Genomic DNA, 23,405 nt, shown 5'->3' on the forward strand with positions numbered 1-23,405 from the left:
TTTCTCTCCCGTCAACGAGGCCCCGCAATCAATCGACACCACTAAACGAGGCCCCCAATCAACCGACTCCCGCCAACAAAGGCTGCAACCATCTGGCTTCCGCCGATCCAGAGGACCCGCGCAGAGGTCGATTCACCGGCGTCGTCGCATCACCGGCGTCGGCCCCACAGACGAGGGCGGCAACCATCTGGCTCTCGCCGATCCACGGGACGAGAGCAGATTGCGGCTCACCGACGTCGTCGCACGTAACCTGTTGCACTACCTACAAAGCCGTCGCGGGCGGGCGGTTGACTGCCAGTTCTGGCACCGCACCCTCATACCGCTCAACGTCCACCAGCGACAGCTGGCCTGTGCAGCCTTGGGCCAGTCTCGACGACGGGCGGTCGGGGGTCAGGACGTTCGGGTTGCCGTGGCGGCAGAATGCGGGGTTGGCGGGGTCGGGGTCGTACCACGCTCCGGTGGAGAGCTGTGCGATTCCCTGGCGCAGTCCGTCGTCGACGATCAGGCCTGCCAGGCAGCTGCCGCGGCGGCTGACGATGCGTACCACGTCGCCGTCGCGCAGGCCGCGCGCTGCCGCGTCCTCGGGGTGCAACCGAACCGGTTCGCGCCCAGCCACTTTCGCTGATTGACTGTGAATGCCGACGTCGAGCTGACTGTGCAACTTGGTGCGGGGCTGGTTGGCGACCAGCTGCAGCGGGAACTCGGCGGCGGCGGATCCGCCCAACCATTCCTCCGGCTCCAACCACACCGGGTGGCCCGGGCACTCGGCGTAGCCGAAGCTGTCGATGGTTTCGGAGAAGATCTCGATCTTGCCGCTGGGGGTGGTGAGCGGGTGTCGTTCGGGATCGGCACGGAACTCCGCGCCCAGCACCTGATCTGGGTCGGGCACCGGAAGTTCGATGTGCTCGCTCGCCCAGAACGTATCGAAGTCGGGCAGGTCGTGACCGGAGTGGTGCAGCCGCCACTCCTCGTACAGGTGCCGCAACCACTCGTCGACGGTGCGGCCCTCGCTGAAATCCTTGCCGATGCCGAGCCGGTCGGCCAGTTCGCCGAGGATGGCGTAGTCGTCGCGTGCCTGCCCGTGCGGGCGGGTTATCGCCTTCATCGCGAAGAACACCCGATCGTTCTCCCCCGCACCGAAGTCGTCGCGTTCGATCGACATCGTCGACGGCAGCACGATGTCCGCGTGCCGTGCAGTCGCCGACCAGAACGGATCGTGCACCACCACCGTGTCGGGCCGCGCGAATGCCGCACGCAACCTGGCCAGATCCTGGTGATGGTGGAACGGATTTCCGCCCGCCCAATACACCAGCTTGATGTCGGGGTAGACGAGGTGCTGCCCGTTGTATTCGAACGGCTGTCCCGGATTGAGCAGCATGTCCGCGATCCGAGCGACCGGAATGAACTTGTCGACCCCATTGAGCCCCTGCGGAAGTCGTGGCGGCGAGAACAACCGCGCGGGCTCGCCGAGACTCGCCGCCGACCCGTAACCATGCCCGAATCCCCCACCGGGCAAACCGATTTGACCGAGCATCGCCGCGAGCACCACACCGAGCCATAGCGGCTGTTCACCGTACTGCGCGCGCTGCAACGACCAACTGACCGTCACCATCGTTCGCGCCGCCGCCATTTCGCGCGCCAGCGTCCGGATCCGTTCGGCGGCAAGGCCGGTGATCGTCGCGGCCCACTCCGGCGACTTGACGATGCCGTCGGTCGTGCCACGCACATAGTCCATGAAACGGTCGTAGCCCACCGTGTACTTGTCCAGAAACCCGGTGTCCGCCAACCCTTCCGCGTCGAGCACCTGCGCCAGCGCCAGCATCAACGCCGAATCACTGCCCGGCCGCGGTGCGAGCCACTCGGCCTGCGCCTCCGCCGGACTGTCGTCACGCAACGGCGTCACCGACACGAATCGGCACCCCCGCGCCCGCGCGGCCCCGATCCACCCGCGCACGTTGTGCCGCGACACCCCACCCGGCGACACCGCCGCATTCTTCGGCGACAACCCGCCGAACGCCACCACCAGCTCCGCATGCTCGGCCAGCACCGATTTCGACGTGGCCGCCTGCATGACCCAGCCGAGCTCGCCGATCACATGCGGCAACAGCACCTGCGAAACCCCGAGGCTGTAGCTGTTGACGTGGTGCACATACCCGCCGAGACAGTTCAGGAACCGATGCATCTGACTCTGCGCATGATGGAACCGGCCCGCGCTCGCCCACCCGTAGGACCCGCCGTACACCGACTCCGCACCGTGCTCGCGATACACCCGCCCCAGCTCACCGGCCAGCAGATCGAGCGCCTGCTCCCACGACACCGGTACGAACGGATCGTTGCCACGCCGCGCGGCTCCCGGCCCGTGTTCCAACCACCCCTGCCGCACATACGGTTGATCGATGCGCGTCGGATGATGTTGTGCCGAAGCCACATTCTCGATCAGCCGCATCGGCTCCGGATCGTCGCGCCATGGCCGGACCGCGGTCAGCCGGTCACCGTCACTGTCCGCCTCGAAGGCACCCCAATGCGTCAGATGCGTGGTCATCTACCCACCGTAACCCCGCCGACCGACACCCCGGCAAGCCAGGATCCAGCCGCCCAGTCTGTTCAGCGGCGACGCAGTTCGAACATCCGGAACTCCCGACCACCCGACAGCTCGTACTCCATCTCGTAGCCAGGCCAGAATTCCACGGCCAGATCCCACACCCGCTTGCGATCGACACCGGTTACCTCGGTGACGCTCACCTCGAACTGCTCACCCTTGTGCTGAACGGTCGCAGTGCTCGCAGCACGCAGATTCGCCGACCACACCGGATGCTTCGGACTGCCCCAATTGGAGCCGATCACCAAGAAATCCGCGCCACGCGGCACATACAACAGCGACGTCGTCCGCGGAATCCCGCTCTTGCGGCCCGCGACGGTGATCTCGATCGAGGGCAGCCCGGCCAGATCCAGCACACCCATCCGGCCGCCGGTCCACCGCCGAATCGTCCGCTCCACCGGCAGCACGACCGGCGCCGTTCGCATCACCCAGCGCTGTTGCGCGAGCCGTCGGGCCAGCGGCGGCAGCGGATTCGAAACCATCAGGAAATCCTGACATGTCTCCTTTCCACCTCCCGAATCGACAAGCCGCACAGAGGGCGATCTCACATCTACGGCGCTGTCGCACACAACGATCCAGCGTCGAGACAGCCAGGAACACCCCCGAAATCGACCCACAACCCCATGCAGGTGCCGGATGATGGCCCCATGGGGGATTCGACAACCGGCCCACCGACACCCGAGCCGCCGGACAGCACCCGCCTGCGCGACCTCCGCCTCGCCGCCGAGACCGAAGCCCGCACCCACACGCTGCTGATCCGCACCGTCCGCTCCGGCGGCATCCTCAGCGCCCTCATGCGCCCCGCATTCCTGGTCAAGACGCCGAAGGGCTACGGCATCCTCACCACAACCGGACGCAAGACAGGCAAGCCGCGACCCAAATGTGTCCGCGTCATCCGCCGCGGCGACCGGGCCTATCTCGTCCAACTGCTCCCGCCGCATGTCGCGATGCAACGTCCCGGTGCCCGCACCGGCTGGCTGCTCAACATCCTCGCCAACCCCAACATTCGAATCCGGTTGTCCGACGGCACATTCGACGGAGTCGCTCGCGAAATCACCCACTCGACCGAGCTCGTGATCGCGCGTACGATCCTCTGCGAAACGGTTGTCCCGCTCGACTACGGCGAATGCGCAATCCATCGGCGCGGACGCCCGACCCGCGCCAAGATTCAACACCTGCACCGCTATTGGTTCGACACCGGACATCCGATAGTCATCGAACTCGCGACGCACTGAGGCGTCGCCCACTGCCCCAACTTTTCCCGGCAGCCGCATTCACAGGAGTTCCTCAGCTGCACCGGTAGGTTGGATAGCGCGCAGATCAGCGCGACAAACCGGAAGGATGCAGCCTCTTGTTGAACGGTGCCGCCAGGCCGCTCCCTAACCGACCGTGCTGCCGACACTTACAAAGGGCCGCCTGATGTTCGCGCGTTGGGGAGACCTGGTCCATCGATTCCGCTTTCTGGTCGTCGCCCTCCTCGGGGCCGCGCTCCTGGCACTCGGTGCGTACGGCGCCGACCTGAAAGAACACCTCAGTTCGAGCGGTCTCGACGATCCGACCTCGGAATCGGCGAAGGCCGCACAGCTGGCCGACGCGGCGTACGGCCGCGAACACGGCTCCGACGTCATCGTGATGTACACCTTTCCCGCCGGTGTGAACCTCGACGATCCGGCGCGCAGCACCAAGATCGTCGAGAACCTCAATCGCCTGCCCGAGCAATACCCGGACCAGATCGCGAAGGTCAACGGCGCATTCTGGCCGACCAAGACCGGCCAGTCGAACCCGAGCTTCTTCGGCAAGCCGGACAAGAACCGCGCCTTTGCCTCCATCGCCATCCGCGGCAACACCGACACCGAGATGGTGAACAACTATCGGAAGGTCAAGGGCGTCTTCGCCGTCCCAGGCCTCGCCGATCTCGGCGTCGACGTCCAGGTCGCCGGACTCCAACCGGTCGCGGGCACCCTCAACGACACCCTCGACGACGACCTGCACCGGATGGAAATCCTGGCCCTGCCCGCCGTCGCGGTGCTGCTCTTCTTCATCTTCGGCGGCCTCGTCGCCGCGGCACTACCGCTGTTGATGGGCGGGCTCACCATTCTGGGCGCCAACGGAATCGTCCGAACGATCACCGAATTCACCGAGGTCAATTCGTTCGTCTCCAGCGTCGTCACGCTGATCGGCCTCGGGCTTGCCATCGACTACGGTCTCTTTATCGTCAGCCGATTCCGCGAAGAACTCGCCGAAGGCTACGACACCAGAACCGCCGTGCGCCGCACCGTAATGACCGCAGGCCGCACCGTCGTCTTCTCGGCAGCCATGATCATCGCCAGCCTCGGCGGCATGCTTCTGTTCCCGCAGGGCTTTCTGCGATCCATGGCGTACGGCTCCATCGCGACCGTCACCCTCGCCGCACTCACCGCGATCACCGTCCTGCCCGCAATCCTGAGCATCCTCGGCCCGCGGGTAGACATGCTCGGCATCACCCGATTCCGCAAAACCAAGACCGCCGAAGAAGTCGAGGAAGGCTTCTGGGGCCGCTCCACCCGCTGGGTGATGAAGTACCCGATGCGGATCGCCGTCCCGATCTGCATCCTGCTACTGCTTTTGATCATTCCGATCAAGAACATCGCCTTCGGCGGCTTCAGCGAGACCTACCTCCCGCCCGACAACGAAACCCGGCACGCCCAACAGGAATTCGACGAAACCTTCCCGCTGCGCAAATCCGATCCCGTGCAATTGGTCTTCCGCACCGAGAACACCGCCGCCATCGGCGCCATTCTCAAACAGGCGAATCAAGCACCCGGACTCGCCAGCGCGATCAAAGGCAAACCGGGCGAGTTCACCGTCCCGACGCCGGCACCTGCGCCGAACACCGCAGGCATCTATCGATCGGAAGCCACCCTCGTCGAAGGCCAGAACCCCAACCTGACCATCGACTATCTCCGCTCGATCGACATCCCCGACGACGTCACGATGCTCGTCGGCGGCCAGCCCGCGATCCAAAAGGATTCCATCGACGGACTTCTCGGCCGCATCCCCTTCATGGTCGCGGTGGTTCTCCTGCTCACCACCCTGCTGATGTTCCTCACCTTCGGGTCCCTGGTACTGCCGATCAAGGCCGCGTTGATGAGCGCGCTCGGGCTCGGCTCCACCCTCGGCATCCTCACCTGGATCTTCGTCGACGGTCACGGCGCCGGACTGCTCAACTTCACCCCGCAACCGATCTCGGCACCGGTCCTCGTGTTGATCATCGCGATCATCTACGGCCTGTCCACCGACTACGAGGTCTTCCTGCTGTCCCGCATGGTCGAAGCCAGAGCCAAGGGCGCGACAACCACCGAGGCCATCCGGATCGGCACCGCGCACACCGGGCGCATCATCACCGCGGCCGCGCTCATCCTGCTCGTCGTCACCGGCGCTTTCGCCTTCTCCGATCTGGTGATGATGCAGTACGTCGCCTACGGCATGATCGCCGCGCTGTTCATCGACGCCACCATCCTGCGCATGCTCTTGGTTCCCGCCGTGATGAAACTGCTCGGCGACGACTCCTGGTGGGCGCCCGCGTGGATGAAGCGCCTGCACGAGCGCGTCGGCATGAACGAACCCATCCTCGCCGACGAACACCCCGCCACACTCAACATGGCCGACCTCGTCGAGACCACGCCGATCACCGATCCGGTCACCGTCAAACTCCCCATCATCGCCGCCGAACAGGCCAACCGGTGACCCGAATCTGCTTGTAGCGGACTCCCTTACGCCGCCCACCCACGCGAACTAGCGTTGGCGGCTCGAAGGGAGGTCGAACATGAACGATTCGATCAAGTTCTCGATGGCCGCCGATGTGGTCGCGGTGGATACCTGGGCGGATTTCGCCCGCCGCTGCGAGGCAGACGGATTCGATGCGCTGATGGTCCCGGACCATCCCGGGTCGTTCGTCTCCCCGTTCGTCGCGCTCGCCGCCGCCGCGACCGCGACCGCGACCATCCGGCTCGGCACCAACGTGGTGAACTCCGGAATGTGGGAACCGTTCCTCCTCGCCGGCGAGGTCGCCACCCTCGACCTCGTCTCGCACGGGCGCGCCCTGTTCGGGATCGGCGCAGGCCACACCCCCGCCGAATGGACCATGCAGGGCCGCGAGCACCCGTCAGCGGCGGCGCGGGTGGACCGGATGGTCGAGGTCACCGACACCACCCGGCGGTTGCTCGCCGGCGACACCGTGACCTACACGGGCGATCATGTGCGACTGCAGGACGCCTTCCTGGCGAAGCCCCGCCCGGTACAGGAACCGATCCCACTCTTGGTGGGCGGCAGCGGAAACCGAGTCCTCCGGTACGCCGCGGCCAACGCGGACATCGTCGGATTCTCCGGACTCGGGCGAACCCTGCCCGACGGCCACCAGCATGAAACCCGCTGGCGCCGTGCGGACGTCGACGCGCAAGTCAAGCTGGTTCGCGCCACCGCGGCACAGGCCGGACGGACACCCGCCTTCGAGGCGCTCGTGCAGCACGTGGAGATCACCGACGATGCCGAAGCCGCGTGTGCCAGGTTCGCCGAGGACATCCCGACCACCGATGTCGCCGAGCTGCTCGCCGCACCGTACGTGTTGATCGGAACGGTCGACGAGCTGGTCGACGAACTGCGCGGGCACCAAAAGCGCTGGGGTTTCGACCGGTTCATCATGCGTGCACCGTTCCGCGCGGCAGGTGCCCAACTCCTCGACGCCCTCTCCGAGTCTTGATACCGAGCGCACAGCCCACCCCCTCTCCTCTGTGCAGGTGGGTGGGCTGTGGCGTGAGGATATTGCGGGAGGTGATTTGTGGGGGTGGTCCAATTGAGGGCGATTATATGTGTAGATGCGCATATCTACGTATCCAGATGTAATATCCGGACTAATACGCTCTGCTTCTGGTGGCATCGAATGAGGCAAATACCAGTTCATCGCTCGCCACTGCCCCCCTGAACCACCCGGCCCTACTTCTCCTCTCCCCCAGCCCCTTTGGCGCCAACGCCAGACCACCGCTCCCCCACAACCGGACGCGGTTGGGCGGATCGCCAACGAATATCGACTGAGTCGGGCACTCGACCAGCTACGCTGGCCCGAACAACAGCCCAGCACGCGTCCTCACGAGCCCGATGGTCACCGTGGACAGGAGTTCGATGCGATCACGTTCTGTGCGATCACACCGCCGCTACCGCTTCCTCGCCATGCTGGCCGCCACCTCCGCGGTGTGCACCCTCGGCGCCACAGCTACCACCGCGGCCCGTCCGGAACCGCCCGCGCAGGTGGCGCCGCTGGGGTCGGACTTCCTCTGGGGCGTCGCCGCATCGGGATTCCAGTCGGAGGGCGACGCGCCGGACAGCAACTGGTCGCGCTACGCCGCGAGCGGCAAAACCCCTGAACCGTACGACAATTCGATCGACTTCCATACCCGATACCGCTCGGATATCGCGCTCGCGGCGCAGCTCGGGGTCAAGGTCTATCGCATCGGCATCGAATGGGCGCGGGTGCAGCCGAGTCCCGGCGGGTGGGACGAGACCGGCCTGCGGTTCTACGACGATGTCATCGACGCGATCACCGCGGCAGGCATGCGCCCGATGTTGACCCTCGACCACTGGGTGTATCCGGGCTGGGAGGTCGATCGCGGCGGCTGGGCCAATCCGGGCATCGTCGAAGACTGGTTGGCCAACGCGCGCGTGGTCGTGGATCGATATGCCGCGCGAAACCCGTTGTGGGTCACCTTCAACGAGCCGTTGTTCTACATCGTCAACGAACTGCGCAAGGGCGGCCTCTCCCCTGCCATGGCGCCAACCATGCAGGATCGAATCGCGCAGGCGCACAACGGCATCTACGACTACATCCACGGCGTGCAACCCGGCGCGATGATCACGAGCAACGTCGCCTTCCTCCCTGCGGGCGACGACCAGATCGACAAGCCGTTCCTCGACAAGCTCGCCGGGAAGCTGGACTACATCGGCATCGACTACTACTACGGACTCTCCCCCGAATCCCTGCTGACCGGCGGGCTTCCGGACTTCGAGCGACTCTGGCGGCAACCGCTGCAACCGGAGGGCATCTACTACGCGCTGCAGAACTATGCCCGCCGCTACCCCACCCTCCCGCTCTACATCGTCGAAAACGGTATGCCGACGGAGAACGGATTGCCGCGCGCGGACGGCTACACCCGCGCCGACAACTTGCGCGACACGATCTACTGGCTGCAACGGGCCAAGGCGGACGGGATGAACGTCATCGGCTACAACTACTGGAGCCTTACCGACAACTACGAATGGGGTTCCTACGCACCCCGTTTCGGTCTCTACACGGTCGACGCACTGACCGATCCCACGCTGACGCGCAAGCCTACGGACGCGGTCGCCGCGTACACCGCGATCACCGGAGCCGGCGGCGTCGCCCCCGACTACCGGCCGACCCGCGCACCCGCGTGGTGCTCGCTCGTCGACGCGGCAGCCAGCTGCACTGACCCGGTCGCCGTCCCCCGCTGATCCGATCATGTCCGGCACGCCGCACGAAACACCCGGCGCCGCAGCGATTCTGCAGCGGTGGCAGGACTCGGGCGCGATCTGGCGGGTCCTGTCGCGCGGTCCAGGCGGAGTGACGATCGGGCTCTATGAATGCACCGGCGGCCAGGAGGTCGACCGCCTCACCTCGACAGACCCGGCCCTCCTGCATTTCCTCGGCGACCGATCGAGCAACGAAGACTCCTCCTGAAACCCCCGGTGGTCAGTTGCAGCGAAGCGGTGGCCGGTCCAAGGCGACTGCGGATTCGAAAACGTGGACGCCCCAAGCGTATTAAGCGCTCAGCGCCGATAGCCCAGCATCTCCAGCAGTCCGTCGAGCTGATGCTCGAACAGCTCGTCGCGATCGTTGAACGTGCCGGGGCCGTACACATCGAAGAGATCCGCACTCACCGCGCCGAACACGCTGACCCAGAACGTCACCCCGCGGGCGTACAGCCAGTCCGGCAGTTCCAGCTGGAATTCCTCCCGGATCCTGGCGAAATCGGCTGCGAGAGTGCCCGTTACGTGCGGTTCCGACGATGGAGCCGTGAGCTGACCCGCCGCATACGCGCGCGCGAACAGGCCCTGCATGGCGACGATCACCCTGATGCCCGCCGTCGTGGTCTCGTCGGCGGGCGCGTCGTATCCGGGTACCGGTGTGCCGTAAAGCAACCCATACCGCGCGGGCTCGGCTTGCGCCCAGCGCCGCACGGTGCGGCACAGCACCCGCAACTGCTCGATCGGATCGTCGGGTGCGGTCGCGAGCGCGGCATCGACTTCGTCGCCGAGCGCGTTGTAGCCGTCCACCACCAGCAGAGTGAGCAGTTCGTCGCGACTGCTGACGTATCGGTAGACCGCTGACGAGACCACACCGAGGTCACGCGCGACCGCGCGCAGCGACAACGACGCAGCACCCTGAGTGGCCAGATGCTCGCGGCCAATGCGGACTATGTCGTTCATCGTCTGGGCCCGCGCTCGGGCGCGTGGAGTCGTCGGCATAGCCCCTACCGTGCAATATTCAGAGAGCATTGTCAACAACAGTGAGCACTGCTCTTGACACTGCCGCGGCCGTGCCGCATGCTCGTACCCATCAGAGAGCATTGCTCTCTCAATGCAAAAGCGTCTCGCACCTCGGGCGACAACCCGCCCCTGCGGAAGGATCCACTCATGTCTGAGCTGTACATCGTCTCCGGCGCCGGACCGGTCGGCACCACGATTGCCGAGCAGTTGGCGGCATCGGGCAAGCAGGTGCGGGTCCTCACCCGCTCCGGTCGCGGCCCCGCACACCCGCTCATCGAGCTCCGCAGCGTGGATGTCGCTCAGCCGGAAAAGCTTTCGGGCCAGTTCGACGGTGCCGTCGCGGTCTTCCACTGCATCCACGGCTCCAAGTATTCGGCGAAAGTCTGGGCCGCCGAACTCCCCGGCGCCGAGCAGGCCGTCATGGACGAGGCCGGAAAGGCAGGCGCCGTAGTGGTTTTCCCCGAGAGCCTCTATTCCTACGGCCCGACCGACGGCCCACTGACCGAAACCTCGCCCCGCACCGGCCGTTCCGGCAAGGGCGCGGTACGCGAACAGCTGCTGCGCGCCCGTGCCGCACACGCGACCCCGACGGTCAGTGTGGTCGCCGCCGACTTCATCGGGCCCTACGTCCGGTCATCGCTCGTTGGCGAGCAGACGATCAGGCCGATCCTCGCAGGCAAGCGGGTCACCGCCTTCGGCAAGGTCGACCTCCCGCATTCGTTCACCTACATCCCCGACCTCGCCGCCGCAATGATCAGCGCGGCCGCCGACAAGTCCGTATGGAACAGCGTGCTGCACGCACCGACCGCGCCCGCGATCACCCAGCGCCAGCTGATGACGGCCATCGCGCAGGCCGCAGGCGCGCCAGCGCCCAAGATCACAGCCATTCCGATCTGGATGATGCGCCTGATCGGCCTCACCAGCGAGCTCGTCCGCGAGCTCGCCGAACTCGGGCACCAGCTCGCGCAGCCGCTCGTGCTCGACTCCACCGACAGCGAGCGCAAGCTCGGCCTGCACCCGACGCCGATCGACGAGGCCGTCGCGGCCACTGCCGCCTGGTGGCGGACCCAGCCCTGACGGCGACATTGGCGACGGGAACAAACCGCGCCGCGTCGCCCTCGTTCAGCGCACAACCTACTCGGTAGTAGTGTTGGCTGAGTCACTGGCGACGCAATCGAGGAGTTCCCTATGGACCAGCGGGCGACCGATTTCGACGTACTCATCGTCGGCTCCGGCTTCGGCGGCAGCGTGAGCGCCCTCCGGCTGGTGGAGAAGGGCTACAAGGTCGGCGTGCTCGAGGCCGGTCAACGATTCGCCGACGACGAGCTGCCCAAGACCAGCTGGGACCTGAAGAAGTTCCTCTGGGCGCCCAAGCTCGGTTGCTACGGCATCCAACGCATCCACTTGCTGCGCGACGTCCTCATCCTCGGCGGCGCCGGAGTCGGCGGCGGCTCGCTGAACTACGCCAACACGCTGTACGTGCCGCCGGAGCCGTTCTTCCGCGACGCGCAGTGGCGCGACATCACCGACTGGCAGACCGAGCTCGCGCCGTATTACGAACGCGCGCAACGGATGCTCGGCGTGGTGCGCAACCCGCACATGACTCCTGCCGACGAGGTGTTCAAGCAGGTCGCCGACGACCTCGGCGTCGGCGACACGTTCGTCCAGACGCCGGTCGGCGTGTTCTTCGGCGAACCGGGAAAGACCGTGCCCGACCCGTACTTCGGCGGCGTCGGCCCCGAGCGCACCGGCTGCCTCGAATGCGGCGACTGCATGGTCGGCTGCAAGTTCGGCGCCAAGAACACGCTGGTGAAGAACTACCTCTATCTCGCGGAAAAGGCGGGCGCACAGGTCATTCCGATGACCACGGTGACCGACGTCCGGCCACACCCGGACGGCACATGGGACGTGTCCACCGCGCGCACCGGCGCGTGGGTGCGCAAGCGTCCGCACACTTACACCGCCGCACATGTCGTGCTCGCTGCGGGCACCAGGGGCACCCAGCAGCTGCTGTTCGCCATGCGCGACAAGGGCGCACTGCCGAATCTCTCGCCCAAGCTCGGCCAGCTGACCCGAACCAACTCCGAGTCGATCGTCGGCGCGGCCACCCAAAAGGTTACGCCCGGTGTCGATTTCACCAAGGGCGTCGCGATCACCTCGTCCATCCACCCCACGCCGGACACCCACGTCGAGCCGGTCCGCTACGGCAAGGGCTCCAACGCCATGGGCCTGCTGCAGACGCTGATGGTGGACGGCGGCGGGCGGCTGCCGCGCTGGCTGCGGTTCCTCGGCCTGGTGCTGCGCCGCCCGATGGATCTGTTTCGCTTCATGAGCACCAAGGACTGGAGCGAGCGCACCATCATCTCGCTGGTCATGCAGCACCTCGACAATTCGATCACCACCTACACCAAACGTGGGCTCTTCGGCCGCAAGTTGACCTCCAAACAGGGCCACGGCGAACCGAATCCGACCTGGATCCCGGTCGGCAACGACGTGACGCGGCGGGTGGCCACCAAGATCGGCGGCATCGCGGGCGGCAGCTGGGGCGAGATCTTCAATATCCCGCTCACCGCGCACTTCCTCGGTGGCGCGGTGATCGGCGCCGACGCGGAGCACGGCGTAATCGACGGCTACCACCGCGTTTTCGGCTACCCGACGCTCAGCGTCGTCGACGGTGCCGCGGTGTCGGCGAACCTCGGTGTGAACCCGTCGCTGACCATCACCGCCCAGGCCGAGCGCGCCGCCGCGTTCTGGCCGAACAAGGGCGAGGTGGATACCAGGCCCGAGCTCGGCGCAGGCTATCAGCGGATTGCGCCGGTGGCACCGACCCAGCCGATGGTGCCCGCGAGTTCGCCTGCGGCGCTCGTGCTTCCGATCGTGGAGATCAGGGAGACGCCCGCCGCGGGCTGAGCGCCGTCACACCGCCGCGGCCTCCGGGTGGTGCCTTTCCTGGTGATCGCTCCAGGCCGCCTGCCGTTGTTCGCGGCTCATCGCGAGTAGTTCCCTGAGCTTGGCCCATTGGGTTTCGTCGGTCGGCGTGTAGATCTGGACCCACGCACCCGCGACGACGGGCAGCGACATGCTGGTGACGTACATTTCCAGGTCACCGACGGCGAGATGGCGCAGGGTCTTCACCCGGCTGGCCGGCACCGCGACATCGTTGCGCGCCCACAGTGCGGCGAAGTCAGCGCTCTCGGAACACAATTCGTCGATGAACTGCTGCCAGCTCGGATCGTCGAGATTCTTCGCGTACGCCCCGCGCAGGTAGGCGACCATGCGGCGCAGGTCGTCCCAGCTGTGCTTGTAGGTGTTGCAGCACTGCGGCATGAGGAACACCCGGCGCGCCACATTGCGCTCGGCAGTCAGGAAGGCCGGGCAGAGCGACTGGTACGGCACGTTGTATGCCAGCACGTCGTACCGTGCGCTCAGCACCGCCGCAGGCAGCGGTTCCAAATGATCGAGAATGACCTGCAACTCTTCGGGCAGCGCGCTGTTCGCGTGCGGCGCAGGCACTGTCGGCACTTCGGCGAGCCGGTAGAGATGCCCACGCTCGGCCTCGTCCAGCGCGAGCGTCCTTGCCACCGCGTCGAGCACCTGCACGCTGACATTGATCGGGCGGCCCTGCTCGAGCCAGGTGTACCAGGTGACCCCGATACCGGACAGCTGTGCGACTTCCTCGCGCCGCAGGCCTGGCGTCCGTCTGCGCGGCCCCGGCGGCAGCCCGACATCGTCCGGCGAGATCTTCGCCCGCCGCGATTTCAGGAAGGCCCCCAACTCCGCGCGGCGCGCCTTGCGCACCGCCCGCACATCCAGCACATCGGTCATCCCATGATCGTGCCCGAAACCGCTAGCGGTATCCAGGTATTGCCAGTACCCGTTTTACGGCGGCGCCCCGGCACACCGACTCCATTGTCCCGGCCCGACGCGCCGGGTCACGACGGTACGCTCGGACTGAAAAACGCCTGCTAGCGGCCATGATTCAGGGACCGCACCGGGTGCCCCCAACCCTCGGGGCATGCTCCGAACCAGTTATTCGGTATGTTGATCACTTGTGCGCAAATCCCGGCAGCTGGACTTTCCACGCACGGGCCCAACGCTTTTCATCTTGACCGCAAGCGCTGTACTGGCAGTGATCCTGCTGTTCACCACGGTCGACCCGTGGTTGGACCGCGCCGGATTCCTGGCAGGCGGGCTCGACGTGCACGTGTATCGCGATGGCGCCTGGCGCATCCTGCACGGTGAACCGCTCTACACCGAACCGACCGTATTGGGCCTGCTGTACACCTACACACCGTTCTCGACGATCGCGTTCCTGCCGATCGTCCTGATCCCATGGGCATACGTCACCAACACCTGGATGGTGTTCAACCTGACGGTGCTGTTCGCGTGCGTCCTGTTGAGCTTTCGACTGCTCGGCTACCGGCTCAACGCCAGGCTCGCCGTCGTCAGCGCGCTGCTGGCGAGCACCTGCGCGTTCATCGAGCCGGTCCGCACCACGCTCTTCTACGGGCAGATCAACCTGGTGCTGATGCTGCTGGTGCTGTGGGACTTCGCTCGCGCCGACCGGAGCACGCTCCGTGGCATCGGAGTCGGCCTCGGCGCAGGCATCAAGCTCGTTCCTGCCTTCTTCATCGCGCAGTTCGTCTTCCTGCGGCAATGGCGGGCGGCGGGCACGGCGGCGGTGGTCTTCGTTGCGTCCGTCGCCCTCGCCTGGCTCGTGCTGCCCGAGGACTCGCGCAAGTACTGGACGTCGACGTTCTTCCAGTCCACGCGGATCGGCGACGATACGCATCCGTCGAACCAGTCGCTGCGGGGCGCGATCGCGCACCTGACGCACAAACCCGCGCCGGTGTGGCTGTGGCTGCTCATCGCGGGCCTGGTCGCCGTTGCCGGCCTGTGGGTCGCCTCGGGTCTGTACCAGCGGGGCGAACGACTGCTTGCCGTGACGCTCGCCGGCCTCACCGCCTGCGCGGTGTCGCCGTTCTCCTGGGATCACCACTGGGTGTGGTTCGTCCCGCTGCTCGTCTATCTGGTGCATCACGCGCAGACGCGGTGGCAGTGGTGGATCGCCGCCGCACTGCTCTGGGCCGCCATCGGCGCGTGGACGTGGGAGTACGACCCGGATTACGTTGTCGTCGGGCTGTTCCTGTTTCCACCGTGGTGGACGTTCGCTCAGGTACTGATCAACAGCTTCGTCATTATCTATGCCGTGGTGCTGGCCGGGGCGATCGCGTTGCTGGTGCGGCGCCGGAGCGGCTGCCCCACCGTCCCCGAGGACGTGCCTGCGGCGGTATGACAGAGTGGCCACGGAGCGAAGACCGTGGCCACTCCCTGTCGAATACTCACAGCAGCTGCAGCAGTTCCAGATCGCTCACGTACTTATCGATCAGCGCCGAGTTCAGATGCGGAATGTCGTGCTCGGGGCCGATATTCGCGTCCTGCACCGCTGCCGCGTACTTCTCGGCAGGCATCAGCGCGCCTGCGACGGCCGGGCGCACGGAGCGGTAGGCGTCCAGCAACGGCAGCACCGAGGCATGGCGTTGCTTTTCCGGGAGGGCGCGGATCGCGGTCTCGAAACGGCGGAACCACTCGGCGTAGTCGCCGATCCGCTGGATCGGATGCCCGGACTCGATGAGCCAGTCGACGAACGTGTCGAGCGAGATGTCGTCGTCGTGTGGGTTCAGCACGTCATAGGTCCGGAAGCCCTCCGTGGCTTGCGCACCGAGTGCGGCGATCGACTCGGCGACGAAATCCACGGGGAGCCCGTCGTAATGGGCCCGCTGCCGACTTCCGTCCGTGCCGGTCTGGTAGAAGGAGAACGGCGCGATGCCGGTGGCGACCAGGCTGAGCACCAAACGGGTGAACACGTCGGGGACATTGAGCTGGCCCGCGTACTTGCGGTGCGCCAGGATCATGTCCGAACGGAACACCGCGACCGGCAAGCCGCACAGGTCGTTGGCCTCGCGGAGCAGGACCTCCCCCGCCCACTTGCTGTTGCCGTAGCCGTTCGCATAGCTGTCTTCGACGACGCGCACCGAGCTCATCACTCGGACATCGGCGTCCTCTTCGAAGCGCGCCGGGTCGATCTGCGCCGCAACGGCAACCGTGGACAGGTAGGTGACCGGCTTACGCTGCCCGGTGATGGCCAGGCGGATGATCTCCGCGGTACCAACGACATTCGGGCCGAACAGTTGGCTGTACGGCAGCAGGTGGTTGACCAACGCGGCAGGATGCACGATCAGGTCGACGGTGTCGGCGAGCCGCCGCCACGTGCGCTCGTCCAGCCCGAGATCCGGGTCACCGATATCGCCCGCGAGCACCTCGAGGTGAGCGGCCGCCAGCTCCTGATAGTGCTCGACCAGCGCCGGATCCCCACTGTCGAACGCGGCATCGAGCCGTTTGCGTGCCGCGGCCGCGTCGCTGCCGCGCACGAGACAGATCACCGTGCCGCCCGAATCAGCAAGGCGCTCCAGCCATTCCAGGCACAGGAAGCGACCGAGGTAACCGTTGGCGCCGGTCAGCAGCACCGTCTTGGCGCGAACTGGCGCGCGCGGAATGCCGGGAGCAGCGGCGAGCGTCTTCGCATCGATGAACTTGTCCAACGTGAGATCTGCCGCCGTGACCTCGGCCCCCGCGCCGTGCACCGAGGAGAAGCTCGGCCGCTTCGAGCCCGAATTCCGTTCCGCCTCGATATAGTCCGCGAGATCGCGCAGATCGTTCGCCGGGCTGATGACCACACCGACCGGCACCTCGACGCCGAAGAGCTCGTGCAACAGATTCGAATACGCCAGCGCGGACAAGGAGTCGCCGCCGAGGTCGGTGAATTGCATATCCGGGCGCACGTCGTCCGCCGCGACGCCGAGCATCGCTTGCGCTGCGCGACAGACCGTTTCGAGTACCGGACGCACGGCAGCTTCCTTGTACAGAGCCAGCATGCCATCGGCTTGACTACTGGCGTGCTCGGAATACATCCGTTCCAGGCGGTCGCCGTAGTGCTCCTTCAGCCTGGGCCGCAACAGCTTTGCGATACCGGAGAGCAGCCCGTTCTCGACGGTGAACGGCTCGGTATCGATCAGGAAGTCGCGGGGAATCTCGTACGGATGCAGCTCGGCATCCTTCGCGATCTGCTGAATCGATTCCGACAGCGCCGTTCGCAACGCCATCAGGTCACCGCCGCGCAGTGCGTCCTCGGTCGGCACGATCACCGCGAGCAGGTAGGAACGCTCGCTGTTGCCGTAGATGTAGATCTGCCGGATCAGCGGGCTACTGGCGAACACCGCCTCCAAATGCGCGACGGTGACGAACTCACCTTGCGACAGCTTCAAGACGTTGTTGCGCCGATCGACGTACTCCACCTGATCGGGCCCGAGTTCGGCGACGATATCGCCGGTCTTGTAGAAGCCGTCCTCGTCGAATACCTCGGCGGTGACCTCCGGCCGCCGGTAGTACCCGGGAATCATGGTGGACGACTTCACCAGCAGCTCACCGCGCGGGTACGGCTGGTCGGTGCGGAAGTAGCCGAGCTCAGGGACGTCGACCAGCTTGTAGTCGATGACCGGCGGCCGCTGCATCCGGTTGTCGAGCACGATGCCTGGGCCCGCCTCGGTCGAGCCGTAGCCGTCGTGCAGCGTCAGGTCGAGGACGGATTCGATGAAGGTCTTCATCTCGGCGGCGATCGGCGCACTGCCGACGAGCACACCGAGGAACCGGCCACCCAGAAGGCGTTCCCGCAGTTCGACTTTCACTTCCTCGTCGAGCGCGTCCCGGTCTACGCCTGCACCGGAGCGCCGCGTCATCTCACTCTGGTAGCGCTGAAAGATCATGTCGCACACCCGCGGAACGAAGAACAGTTCGGTCGGCCGCACGATCGCGATGTCCTGAAACAGCGTCGACATATCGCTCTTGGCCGCGAAATACGAGGTGCCGCCGCGAGCGAGCACGCCCAACAGCGCGACGCGTCCGGCGATGTGACTCATCGGCATGTAGTTGAGATTGATGGCGACGGTCTGCAGCGGCGCGCTGAGCCACATCGACGCCGCCAGGCGCTCGGTGTACATGGCACCCTTGGGCGTGCCTGTGCTGCCCGAGGTGTAGATGAGCAGCGCGAGCGGGTCGTCGTCGGGTTCCGGAACGAAAAGCGGCGCGGGGGCCAGCGCGCTGCCCCGCTCGCGTACCGCGTCGAGCGTTTCGATGGTCACATCGCTGCCTTCGTCGGCAAGGCGTCGCTCTGCGGCTTCGAAGGCTTCGCGCTGACCGTCGTCCTCGGAGTGGTAGTCGAACACCACCAGGCGGTCGGGCGAGGCTCCCGCCAGCAGCATGTCGACGGCGGTCGCCAGATGTTCCGGTGTCGTAGCGAGTACGCGTGGCGCCGTTTCGGCGACGATCGCGCCCAGCTGCGGTAACGACGCGCTGGCCTGCAACGGCACCGTGACCAGGCCGAGCACCATGTCGGCCAGGTCGACCGTGGCGTAGTCGACGCTGGTGAACCCGAGAACGGCGACGAACTCGCCTGCGCGCAAAGGCCTTTCGGCGTCATGATGCCATGCCGAGGCGACCGCGCCGACCCGCTGCCACAGTTCGCCGTAGCTCACCGTCTCGTACTCGGGCAGCAGGCGCACGGACTTACGTCCCGTCGCCTCGTCGGCGACCACCTCGAAGGCACGCTGTCCAACAGCCGGGCGGTCGGCGTAGCCCTCCATCACGGTGGCGACAATCTGCGCCAGCCGCAGGCCAGGTTCCCGCATCGCCGAGGCGACGGACTCGAGCTGCTTCGCGGCCTTGATCTGCCCGTCGTCGGCCAGCAGGCGCGCGAGGCGCAGCCTCTGCCGTTCATCTCTCGACTCGAGCACCATCGCAAAACTCCCTTGGTCTACAAAGAGGAAAAGCCCTGCAGCTGTAAAAACAGATTAGCCTACCTAAACATTTCCGTGAAGGTACGGGCCGAGCGACAAAAGCGGTGGTCTCCGCCACATTACAAGGTAATAATGCGGACAATTGCAACTATCCGGGTGCTGTCGGTACCAGTTTTAATGGGCTCCTGTTACCGGTGTCGCGGTGCACGCATCATCAACTCCATGACGCAGATCTTGTCGCCGGATTCGGCCGCCCCGACGGTCGCCACGCCACCGGCAGCTCCACCCGCCGCGTACGGTGCGCGGCGCACGCTGGCCATTCTCGTAGTCATCCTGACCGGACAATTCATGTCGGTCCTCGATGCCTCCATTGTCAATGTCGCGATTCCGTCCATTCGCCAGTCCTTGCACACCTCCGGCGCGGGCTTGCAGCTGATCGTCGCCGGTTATGTCATCGCCTACGCCGTCCTGCTGGTCACCGGCGCCCGGCTCGGCGACCGATTCACCCAGCGGCGGATGTTCATCGCCGGGCTCGCGCTCTTCACCGTCGCCTCGCTGGCCTGCGGGCTGGCGTGGAATGAAGTGTCGCTCATCGTGTTTCGGTTTGCCCAGGGCGTCGGAGCAGCCGCGATGGTGCCGCAGGTCATGACGCTGATCCAGCGGAACTTCACCGGCAACGCGCGCGCCAAGGCGCTCAGCGTGTACTCCGCGATCCTGTCCGGTGGCATGGTCGCGGGCCAGGTGTTCGGCGGGCTCATCGTCAACGCCGATCTGTGGGGCAGCAGCTGGCGCGGGGTGTTCCTGGTGAACGTGCCGATCGGACTGGTGCTGCTGGTGCTTGCGCCACGCATCCTGCCGCAGGCGACCCAGCGTTTCGATCGCAAGCTCGACCTGGCCGGGCTCACCGTACTGACCGTGGCAGTGCTGACGCTGGTCCTGCCGCTGGTGCTCGGCCGCGAGATGAGTTGGCCGCTGTGGTCATGGATCTCGTTGGGCGCCTGCGTGGTTGCGTTCACGGCGTTCGTGTTGATCGAGCGGGCGGTGGCGGCACGCGCGGGTGAACCCTTGTTCTCGCACCGGGTGCTCGCGGCGCCGGGGCTGCTGCTCGCGGCCGCGACGCTGTTCGTGACCATGTCGACATTCGGCGGCTGGATGTTCGTGATGGCCATCCACCTGCAGAGCACGCTCGGTTACAGCGCCATCCATGCGGGACTGGTCTTCCTCCCGATGGGCACGATGTTCGCGATCGCCAGCCTCAACTGGGAGCGCATTCCGAATCGGTGGCACCCCAGCATGATTCCGCTCGGGTTGGTGCTCGGCGCCGCGAGCATGGCTGCGGCAGGCGCGCTGCTGCGCGATGGCGCCGACGTCGGGCCGCTGGTGCTGGTGCTCCTCGGCGCCTGCGGTGTCGGCAACGGACTCGCGTTCAGTCCGCTGATGACCCGGACATTGGCGAAGGTGCCGATCCAGCTTGCCGCGGATGCCAGCGGCATCATGGTGACCAACGTGCAGCTCGGCATCGTGGTCGGGATCGCCGCGTTCGGGGCGCTGTTCCTCGGGCTGGCAGGCGCCACGACGCTGTCGGCGGCCAACGCGCTCGGCGTCACCGGCATCGCGGAAGGCGTGACCCTTCTGGTCGCCGCGGCGCTGTCGGTCCGCGCCGCACGCTAGCGGTTCGTCCTTCGATCCCGAGTCCGCGCACTGCGCGGGCTCGGGATTCGTGCATTCCGGGCTTCGAATCACGTCGACGCAAACCATCGCGCCGCGCCGCAATGCCCAGCATGCTCGAGGAGGACTGCTTCGACAGTTCGCACAGCGAGGTGCCCAAAAGTCAGTCAGGCGAACAGGTCTCGATCGCAGCACGGAAGAAGGTGTCGGATGGGCGTTTTCGCGCTCGGTATCGAACTCGACGGCGAAGGCTTCCACCCCGAGGCCTGGCGACGCGCCGCGCACGCGCCGGACCGGCTGCTCACCGGCGACACGCTGCGCACCAGGGTCGCGGCCGCGGAGAACGCGGGGTTCACGCTGGTCACCTTCGCCGACTCGATCCTGCCGCCGGAACAGGTTGCGGGCCGGATCGACGCGGTGACCAGGGCCTCGTTCGTCGCGGCGACGACAAGCACCATCGGCCTCGTTCCGACGGTCGCCACCACCTACGCCGAACCGTTCCACACCTCGTCGCAGATCGCGACGTTGGATTACACGTCACGCGGCCGGGCCGGATGGATCGCCGAACGCATCGATGACCCGCGCGCGGCGGCCGCCTGGGGACGCGAACCCGTCACCGGCGCGGTCGAACTCACCAGGGAACAGCGCGATTCGCTGGAGGTGGCCCGCCGCCTGTGGGACTCATGGGAGGACGACGCGGTGATCCGCGACTACCCCAACGGACGTTTCCTGGATCGGAACAAGCTGCACTACATCGACTTTCGTGGCGATAAGTTCTCCGTGAAGGGGCCAGCCATCGTGCCGCGTCCGCCGCAGGGCCAGCCGGTGGTGTTCGGCGCGGACGGCGGTGTCGACGTCCGGCTCGTCGCGGCCGACTCGATCGCCGCCGCCATCGAGCAGGCGGAGCGGGCCCGATCCGTCGGGGCTCCGCTGGCTTTCGCCGAAATCGATGTCACGCTCGATACCCCTGGCGCGACCGCCGCTGAACGTTTCGGTGCCGCACCTTCCAATTCCCCGGCCCGGCTTGCCTTCTCCGGTTCCGCGTCGGCACTGGTCGACCTCCTGACCCACCTCAGCGCGCACCTCGACGGAGTCCGGCTGCACCCAGCGGTCATCGACGAGGACCTGCCCGTCCTCGCCCGCGAGGTGCTGCCCGCATTGCTGCGCGCCGGCGTCGCCCAGCGCCCGGTGCCGGGCTCGACGCTCCGCGCGAACCTCGGCCTCACCCGCCCCGCCAACCGCTACGCCGCGACGCACTGACAGGAGCACCACGATGACAGTCCCCGAGCGGCCGGATGCCCACGTGCATTTCGGCGTGTTTTTCCAGGGCGTCAACCACACCACCATCTGGTCCGACCCGGCCAGCGGCTCGCAGATCGACTTCGAGACCTTCCGCCGCATCGTGCAGACCGCCGAGCGTGGGCTGTTCGACGCGTTCTTCCTCGGTGAGGGACTGCGGCTGCGCGAACAGGACGGCAAGATCCTCGAACAGGACATCGCGGGCAGGCCCGACGCGATTGCCCAGCTCGCCGCACTGGCGGGCATCACCCGGCACATCGGCTTGGTCGCCACCCAGAACACCACCTACAACGAGCCTGCCGATCTCGCCCGCCGTCTCAGCGGGCTCGACCTGCTCTCCGGCGGTCGCGCCGGCTGGAACGCCGTCACCACCGACAACGCCTGGACCGGTGAAAACTTCCGGCGCGGTGGCTATCTCGATCATGCGCTGCGCTACGAGCGGGCAGGCGAGTTCCTGGCCACCGCCCGGGCAATCTGGGATTCGTGGCGCGACGGCGCCATCGCCACCTCGCAACAGAGCCCGTCGTGGGCGACCGAGGACGCGGTGCGCCCGGTCGAACGATCGAACGCGCACTTCGACGTGGCCATCACCCCCACCCTGCCACGCAGCCCGCAGGGCCACCCCGTGATCTTCCAGGCGGGCGACTCCCCCACCGGCCGCGACTTCGCGGCCGCGCACGCCGACGTCATCTTCTCCAGGCACGGAACACATTTCGACGACGCGCTGGCCTTCGCCGACGACATCCGCGCCCGCCTGCGTGCCGCGGGCCGACCCGACGACGACATCAAGATCCTGCCCGGCACCCAGATCGTGTTGGCGGAGAAGGAATCCGAGGTCGAGGAGAAGGTGCGCTGGGTCAAGGACGGCCAGTACACCGGCCAGACCGCGCTGTCGCTCGCCGGTCAGGTGTGGGGCCGCGACCTGTCCCATCTCGACCCGGACGGCCCACTGCCGAAGGAGGATCCGGAAGCCAAGCCGATCTCCGAGACGCGTGGTTCACCGCGCCACGGCCAGGACCCGCAGAGCATCGCCCGCGCATGGCGAGCCCGCGCCGAGGCCGAGAACCTGTCGCTGCGCGAGGTCGTCATCGCGACCACCGAGCGGTCCGGGTTCGCGGGCACCCCCGCCCAGGTGGCCGACGAGCTGGCCCGCTGGGTGCGGCACGGCGCCGTGGACGGGTTCAACATCTCGCCCTACCTCGTGCCCGGCGGCCTCGACGAGATCGTCGACTGGCTGGTCCCCGAACTCCAGGAACGCGGCGTCTACCGCACCGAGTACACCGGCACCACCCTCCGCGCGCACCTCGGGCTCCGCGAGCCCCTCACGCGCCGAAGCTGATTCGAGGTTCACCGGCTGCGGCCGCAGCAATGTCGGTCGTGCGACTTGCGCGCGGTGCAACCTTGCATAAGGTGGTGGCGTGGTCGGGTTGGGGGGTGTGCGGTCGGAG

General features: G+C 66.6%; 16 protein-coding genes. 11 read left to right on the forward strand and 5 right to left on the reverse strand.

The genetic code is table 11. The annotated features are described in order from the left end of the window. Window positions 1–262: 262 nt before the first annotated feature. Window positions 263–2,542: a molybdopterin guanine dinucleotide-containing S/N-oxide reductase gene (locus tag NA11_RS06250; RefSeq protein WP_069160807.1), complete on the reverse strand. Its 2,280-nt coding sequence runs from the start codon at window positions 2,540–2,542 to the stop codon at window positions 263–265. 62 nt (window positions 2,543–2,604) lie between these two features. Continuing rightward, window positions 2,605–3,081: a nitroreductase family deazaflavin-dependent oxidoreductase gene (locus NA11_RS06255; protein WP_069160808.1), complete on the reverse strand. Its 477-nt coding sequence runs from the start codon at window positions 3,079–3,081 to the stop codon at window positions 2,605–2,607. 165 nt (window positions 3,082–3,246) lie between these two features. Between NA11_RS06255 and NA11_RS06260 the strand changes: the two genes are divergently transcribed. The 5 genes from NA11_RS06260 to NA11_RS06280 all read left to right on the forward strand — a co-directional run bounded on the left by NA11_RS06260 (window position 3,247) and on the right by NA11_RS06280 (window position 9,329). Continuing rightward, window positions 3,247–3,834 carry a nitroreductase/quinone reductase family protein gene (locus NA11_RS06260; protein ID WP_084654220.1) on the forward strand — a complete coding sequence of 196 codons (588 nt, stop codon included), beginning with the start codon at window positions 3,247–3,249 and terminating at the stop codon, window positions 3,832–3,834. 184 nt (window positions 3,835–4,018) lie between these two features. Further along, the gene (locus NA11_RS06265; protein WP_069160809.1) at window positions 4,019–6,325 is read left to right on the forward strand and encodes an MMPL family transporter; all 2,307 of its coding nucleotides are present in this window, start codon (window positions 4,019–4,021) and stop codon (window positions 6,323–6,325) included. A 79-nt stretch (window positions 6,326–6,404) separates the two neighbouring features. Beyond that, the gene (locus NA11_RS06270; RefSeq protein ID WP_084654222.1) at window positions 6,405–7,337 is read left to right on the forward strand and encodes a TIGR03621 family F420-dependent LLM class oxidoreductase; all 933 of its coding nucleotides are present in this window, start codon (window positions 6,405–6,407) and stop codon (window positions 7,335–7,337) included. 419 nt (window positions 7,338–7,756) lie between these two features. Then, window positions 7,757–9,103, forward strand: coding sequence for a glycoside hydrolase family 1 protein (locus tag NA11_RS06275; protein ID WP_084654268.1), 1,347 nt, complete (start codon window positions 7,757–7,759; stop codon window positions 9,101–9,103). Window positions 9,104–9,110: 7 nt separating this feature from the next. Further along, a complete protein-coding gene (locus NA11_RS06280; RefSeq protein ID WP_069160811.1) occupies window positions 9,111–9,329 on the forward strand; it encodes a hypothetical protein in 219 nt (72 codons plus the stop codon). A gap of 89 nt (window positions 9,330–9,418) precedes the next feature. On the opposite strand, the gene NA11_RS06285 is transcribed toward NA11_RS06280, so the two are convergent. Then, a complete protein-coding gene (locus tag NA11_RS06285) occupies window positions 9,419–10,117 on the reverse strand; it encodes a TetR/AcrR family transcriptional regulator (protein WP_069160812.1) in 699 nt (232 codons plus the stop codon). A 168-nt stretch (window positions 10,118–10,285) separates the two neighbouring features. Between NA11_RS06285 and NA11_RS06290 the strand changes: the two genes are divergently transcribed. Both NA11_RS06290 and NA11_RS06295 read left to right on the forward strand, forming a co-directional pair. Further along, on the forward strand, window positions 10,286–11,215 hold the full coding sequence (locus NA11_RS06290) for an NAD-dependent epimerase/dehydratase family protein (RefSeq protein ID WP_069160813.1): 930 nt from the start codon (window positions 10,286–10,288) through the stop codon (window positions 11,213–11,215). Window positions 11,216–11,326: 111 nt separating this feature from the next. Next, the gene (locus tag NA11_RS06295; protein ID WP_069160814.1) at window positions 11,327–13,048 is read left to right on the forward strand and encodes an FAD-dependent oxidoreductase; all 1,722 of its coding nucleotides are present in this window, start codon (window positions 11,327–11,329) and stop codon (window positions 13,046–13,048) included. A gap of 6 nt (window positions 13,049–13,054) precedes the next feature. Here the strand turns inward: NA11_RS06295 and NA11_RS06300 are convergent, their stop codons facing one another. Beyond that, window positions 13,055–13,963 (reverse strand): helix-turn-helix transcriptional regulator, encoded by a 909-nt coding sequence (locus NA11_RS06300; RefSeq protein WP_069160815.1) that lies wholly within the window; start codon window positions 13,961–13,963, stop codon window positions 13,055–13,057. 280 nt (window positions 13,964–14,243) lie between these two features. Here NA11_RS06300 and NA11_RS06305 point away from each other — a divergent pair, with 280 nt between their 5' ends. Further along, window positions 14,244–15,434: a glycosyltransferase 87 family protein gene (locus tag NA11_RS06305; RefSeq protein WP_245745744.1), complete on the forward strand. Its 1,191-nt coding sequence runs from the start codon at window positions 14,244–14,246 to the stop codon at window positions 15,432–15,434. A 46-nt stretch (window positions 15,435–15,480) separates the two neighbouring features. Here NA11_RS06305 and car read toward each other — a convergent pair whose 3' ends face one another. Beyond that, window positions 15,481–18,990 (reverse strand): carboxylic acid reductase, encoded by a 3,510-nt coding sequence (car, locus tag NA11_RS06310; protein ID WP_069160817.1) that lies wholly within the window; start codon window positions 18,988–18,990, stop codon window positions 15,481–15,483. Between the two features lie 222 nt (window positions 18,991–19,212). Here car and NA11_RS06315 point away from each other — a divergent pair, with 222 nt between their 5' ends. From NA11_RS06315 to NA11_RS06325, 3 genes are all read left to right on the forward strand, one after another. Next, a complete protein-coding gene (locus tag NA11_RS06315; RefSeq protein ID WP_245745745.1) occupies window positions 19,213–20,661 on the forward strand; it encodes an MFS transporter in 1,449 nt (482 codons plus the stop codon). A gap of 207 nt (window positions 20,662–20,868) precedes the next feature. Next, window positions 20,869–21,918, forward strand: a complete 1,050-nt coding sequence (locus NA11_RS06320; RefSeq protein WP_069160818.1) for an LLM class flavin-dependent oxidoreductase — start codon at window positions 20,869–20,871, stop codon at window positions 21,916–21,918. 13 nt (window positions 21,919–21,931) lie between these two features. Continuing rightward, complete coding sequence (locus NA11_RS06325) at window positions 21,932–23,296, forward strand: NtaA/DmoA family FMN-dependent monooxygenase (RefSeq protein ID WP_069160819.1); 1,365 nt, start codon at window positions 21,932–21,934, stop codon at window positions 23,294–23,296. Window positions 23,297–23,405 lie beyond the last annotated feature (109 nt).

This window comes from Nocardia altamirensis NBRC 108246 (genome assembly GCF_001612685.1).
Lineage (GTDB): Bacteria > Actinomycetota > Actinomycetes > Mycobacteriales > Mycobacteriaceae > Nocardia > Nocardia altamirensis.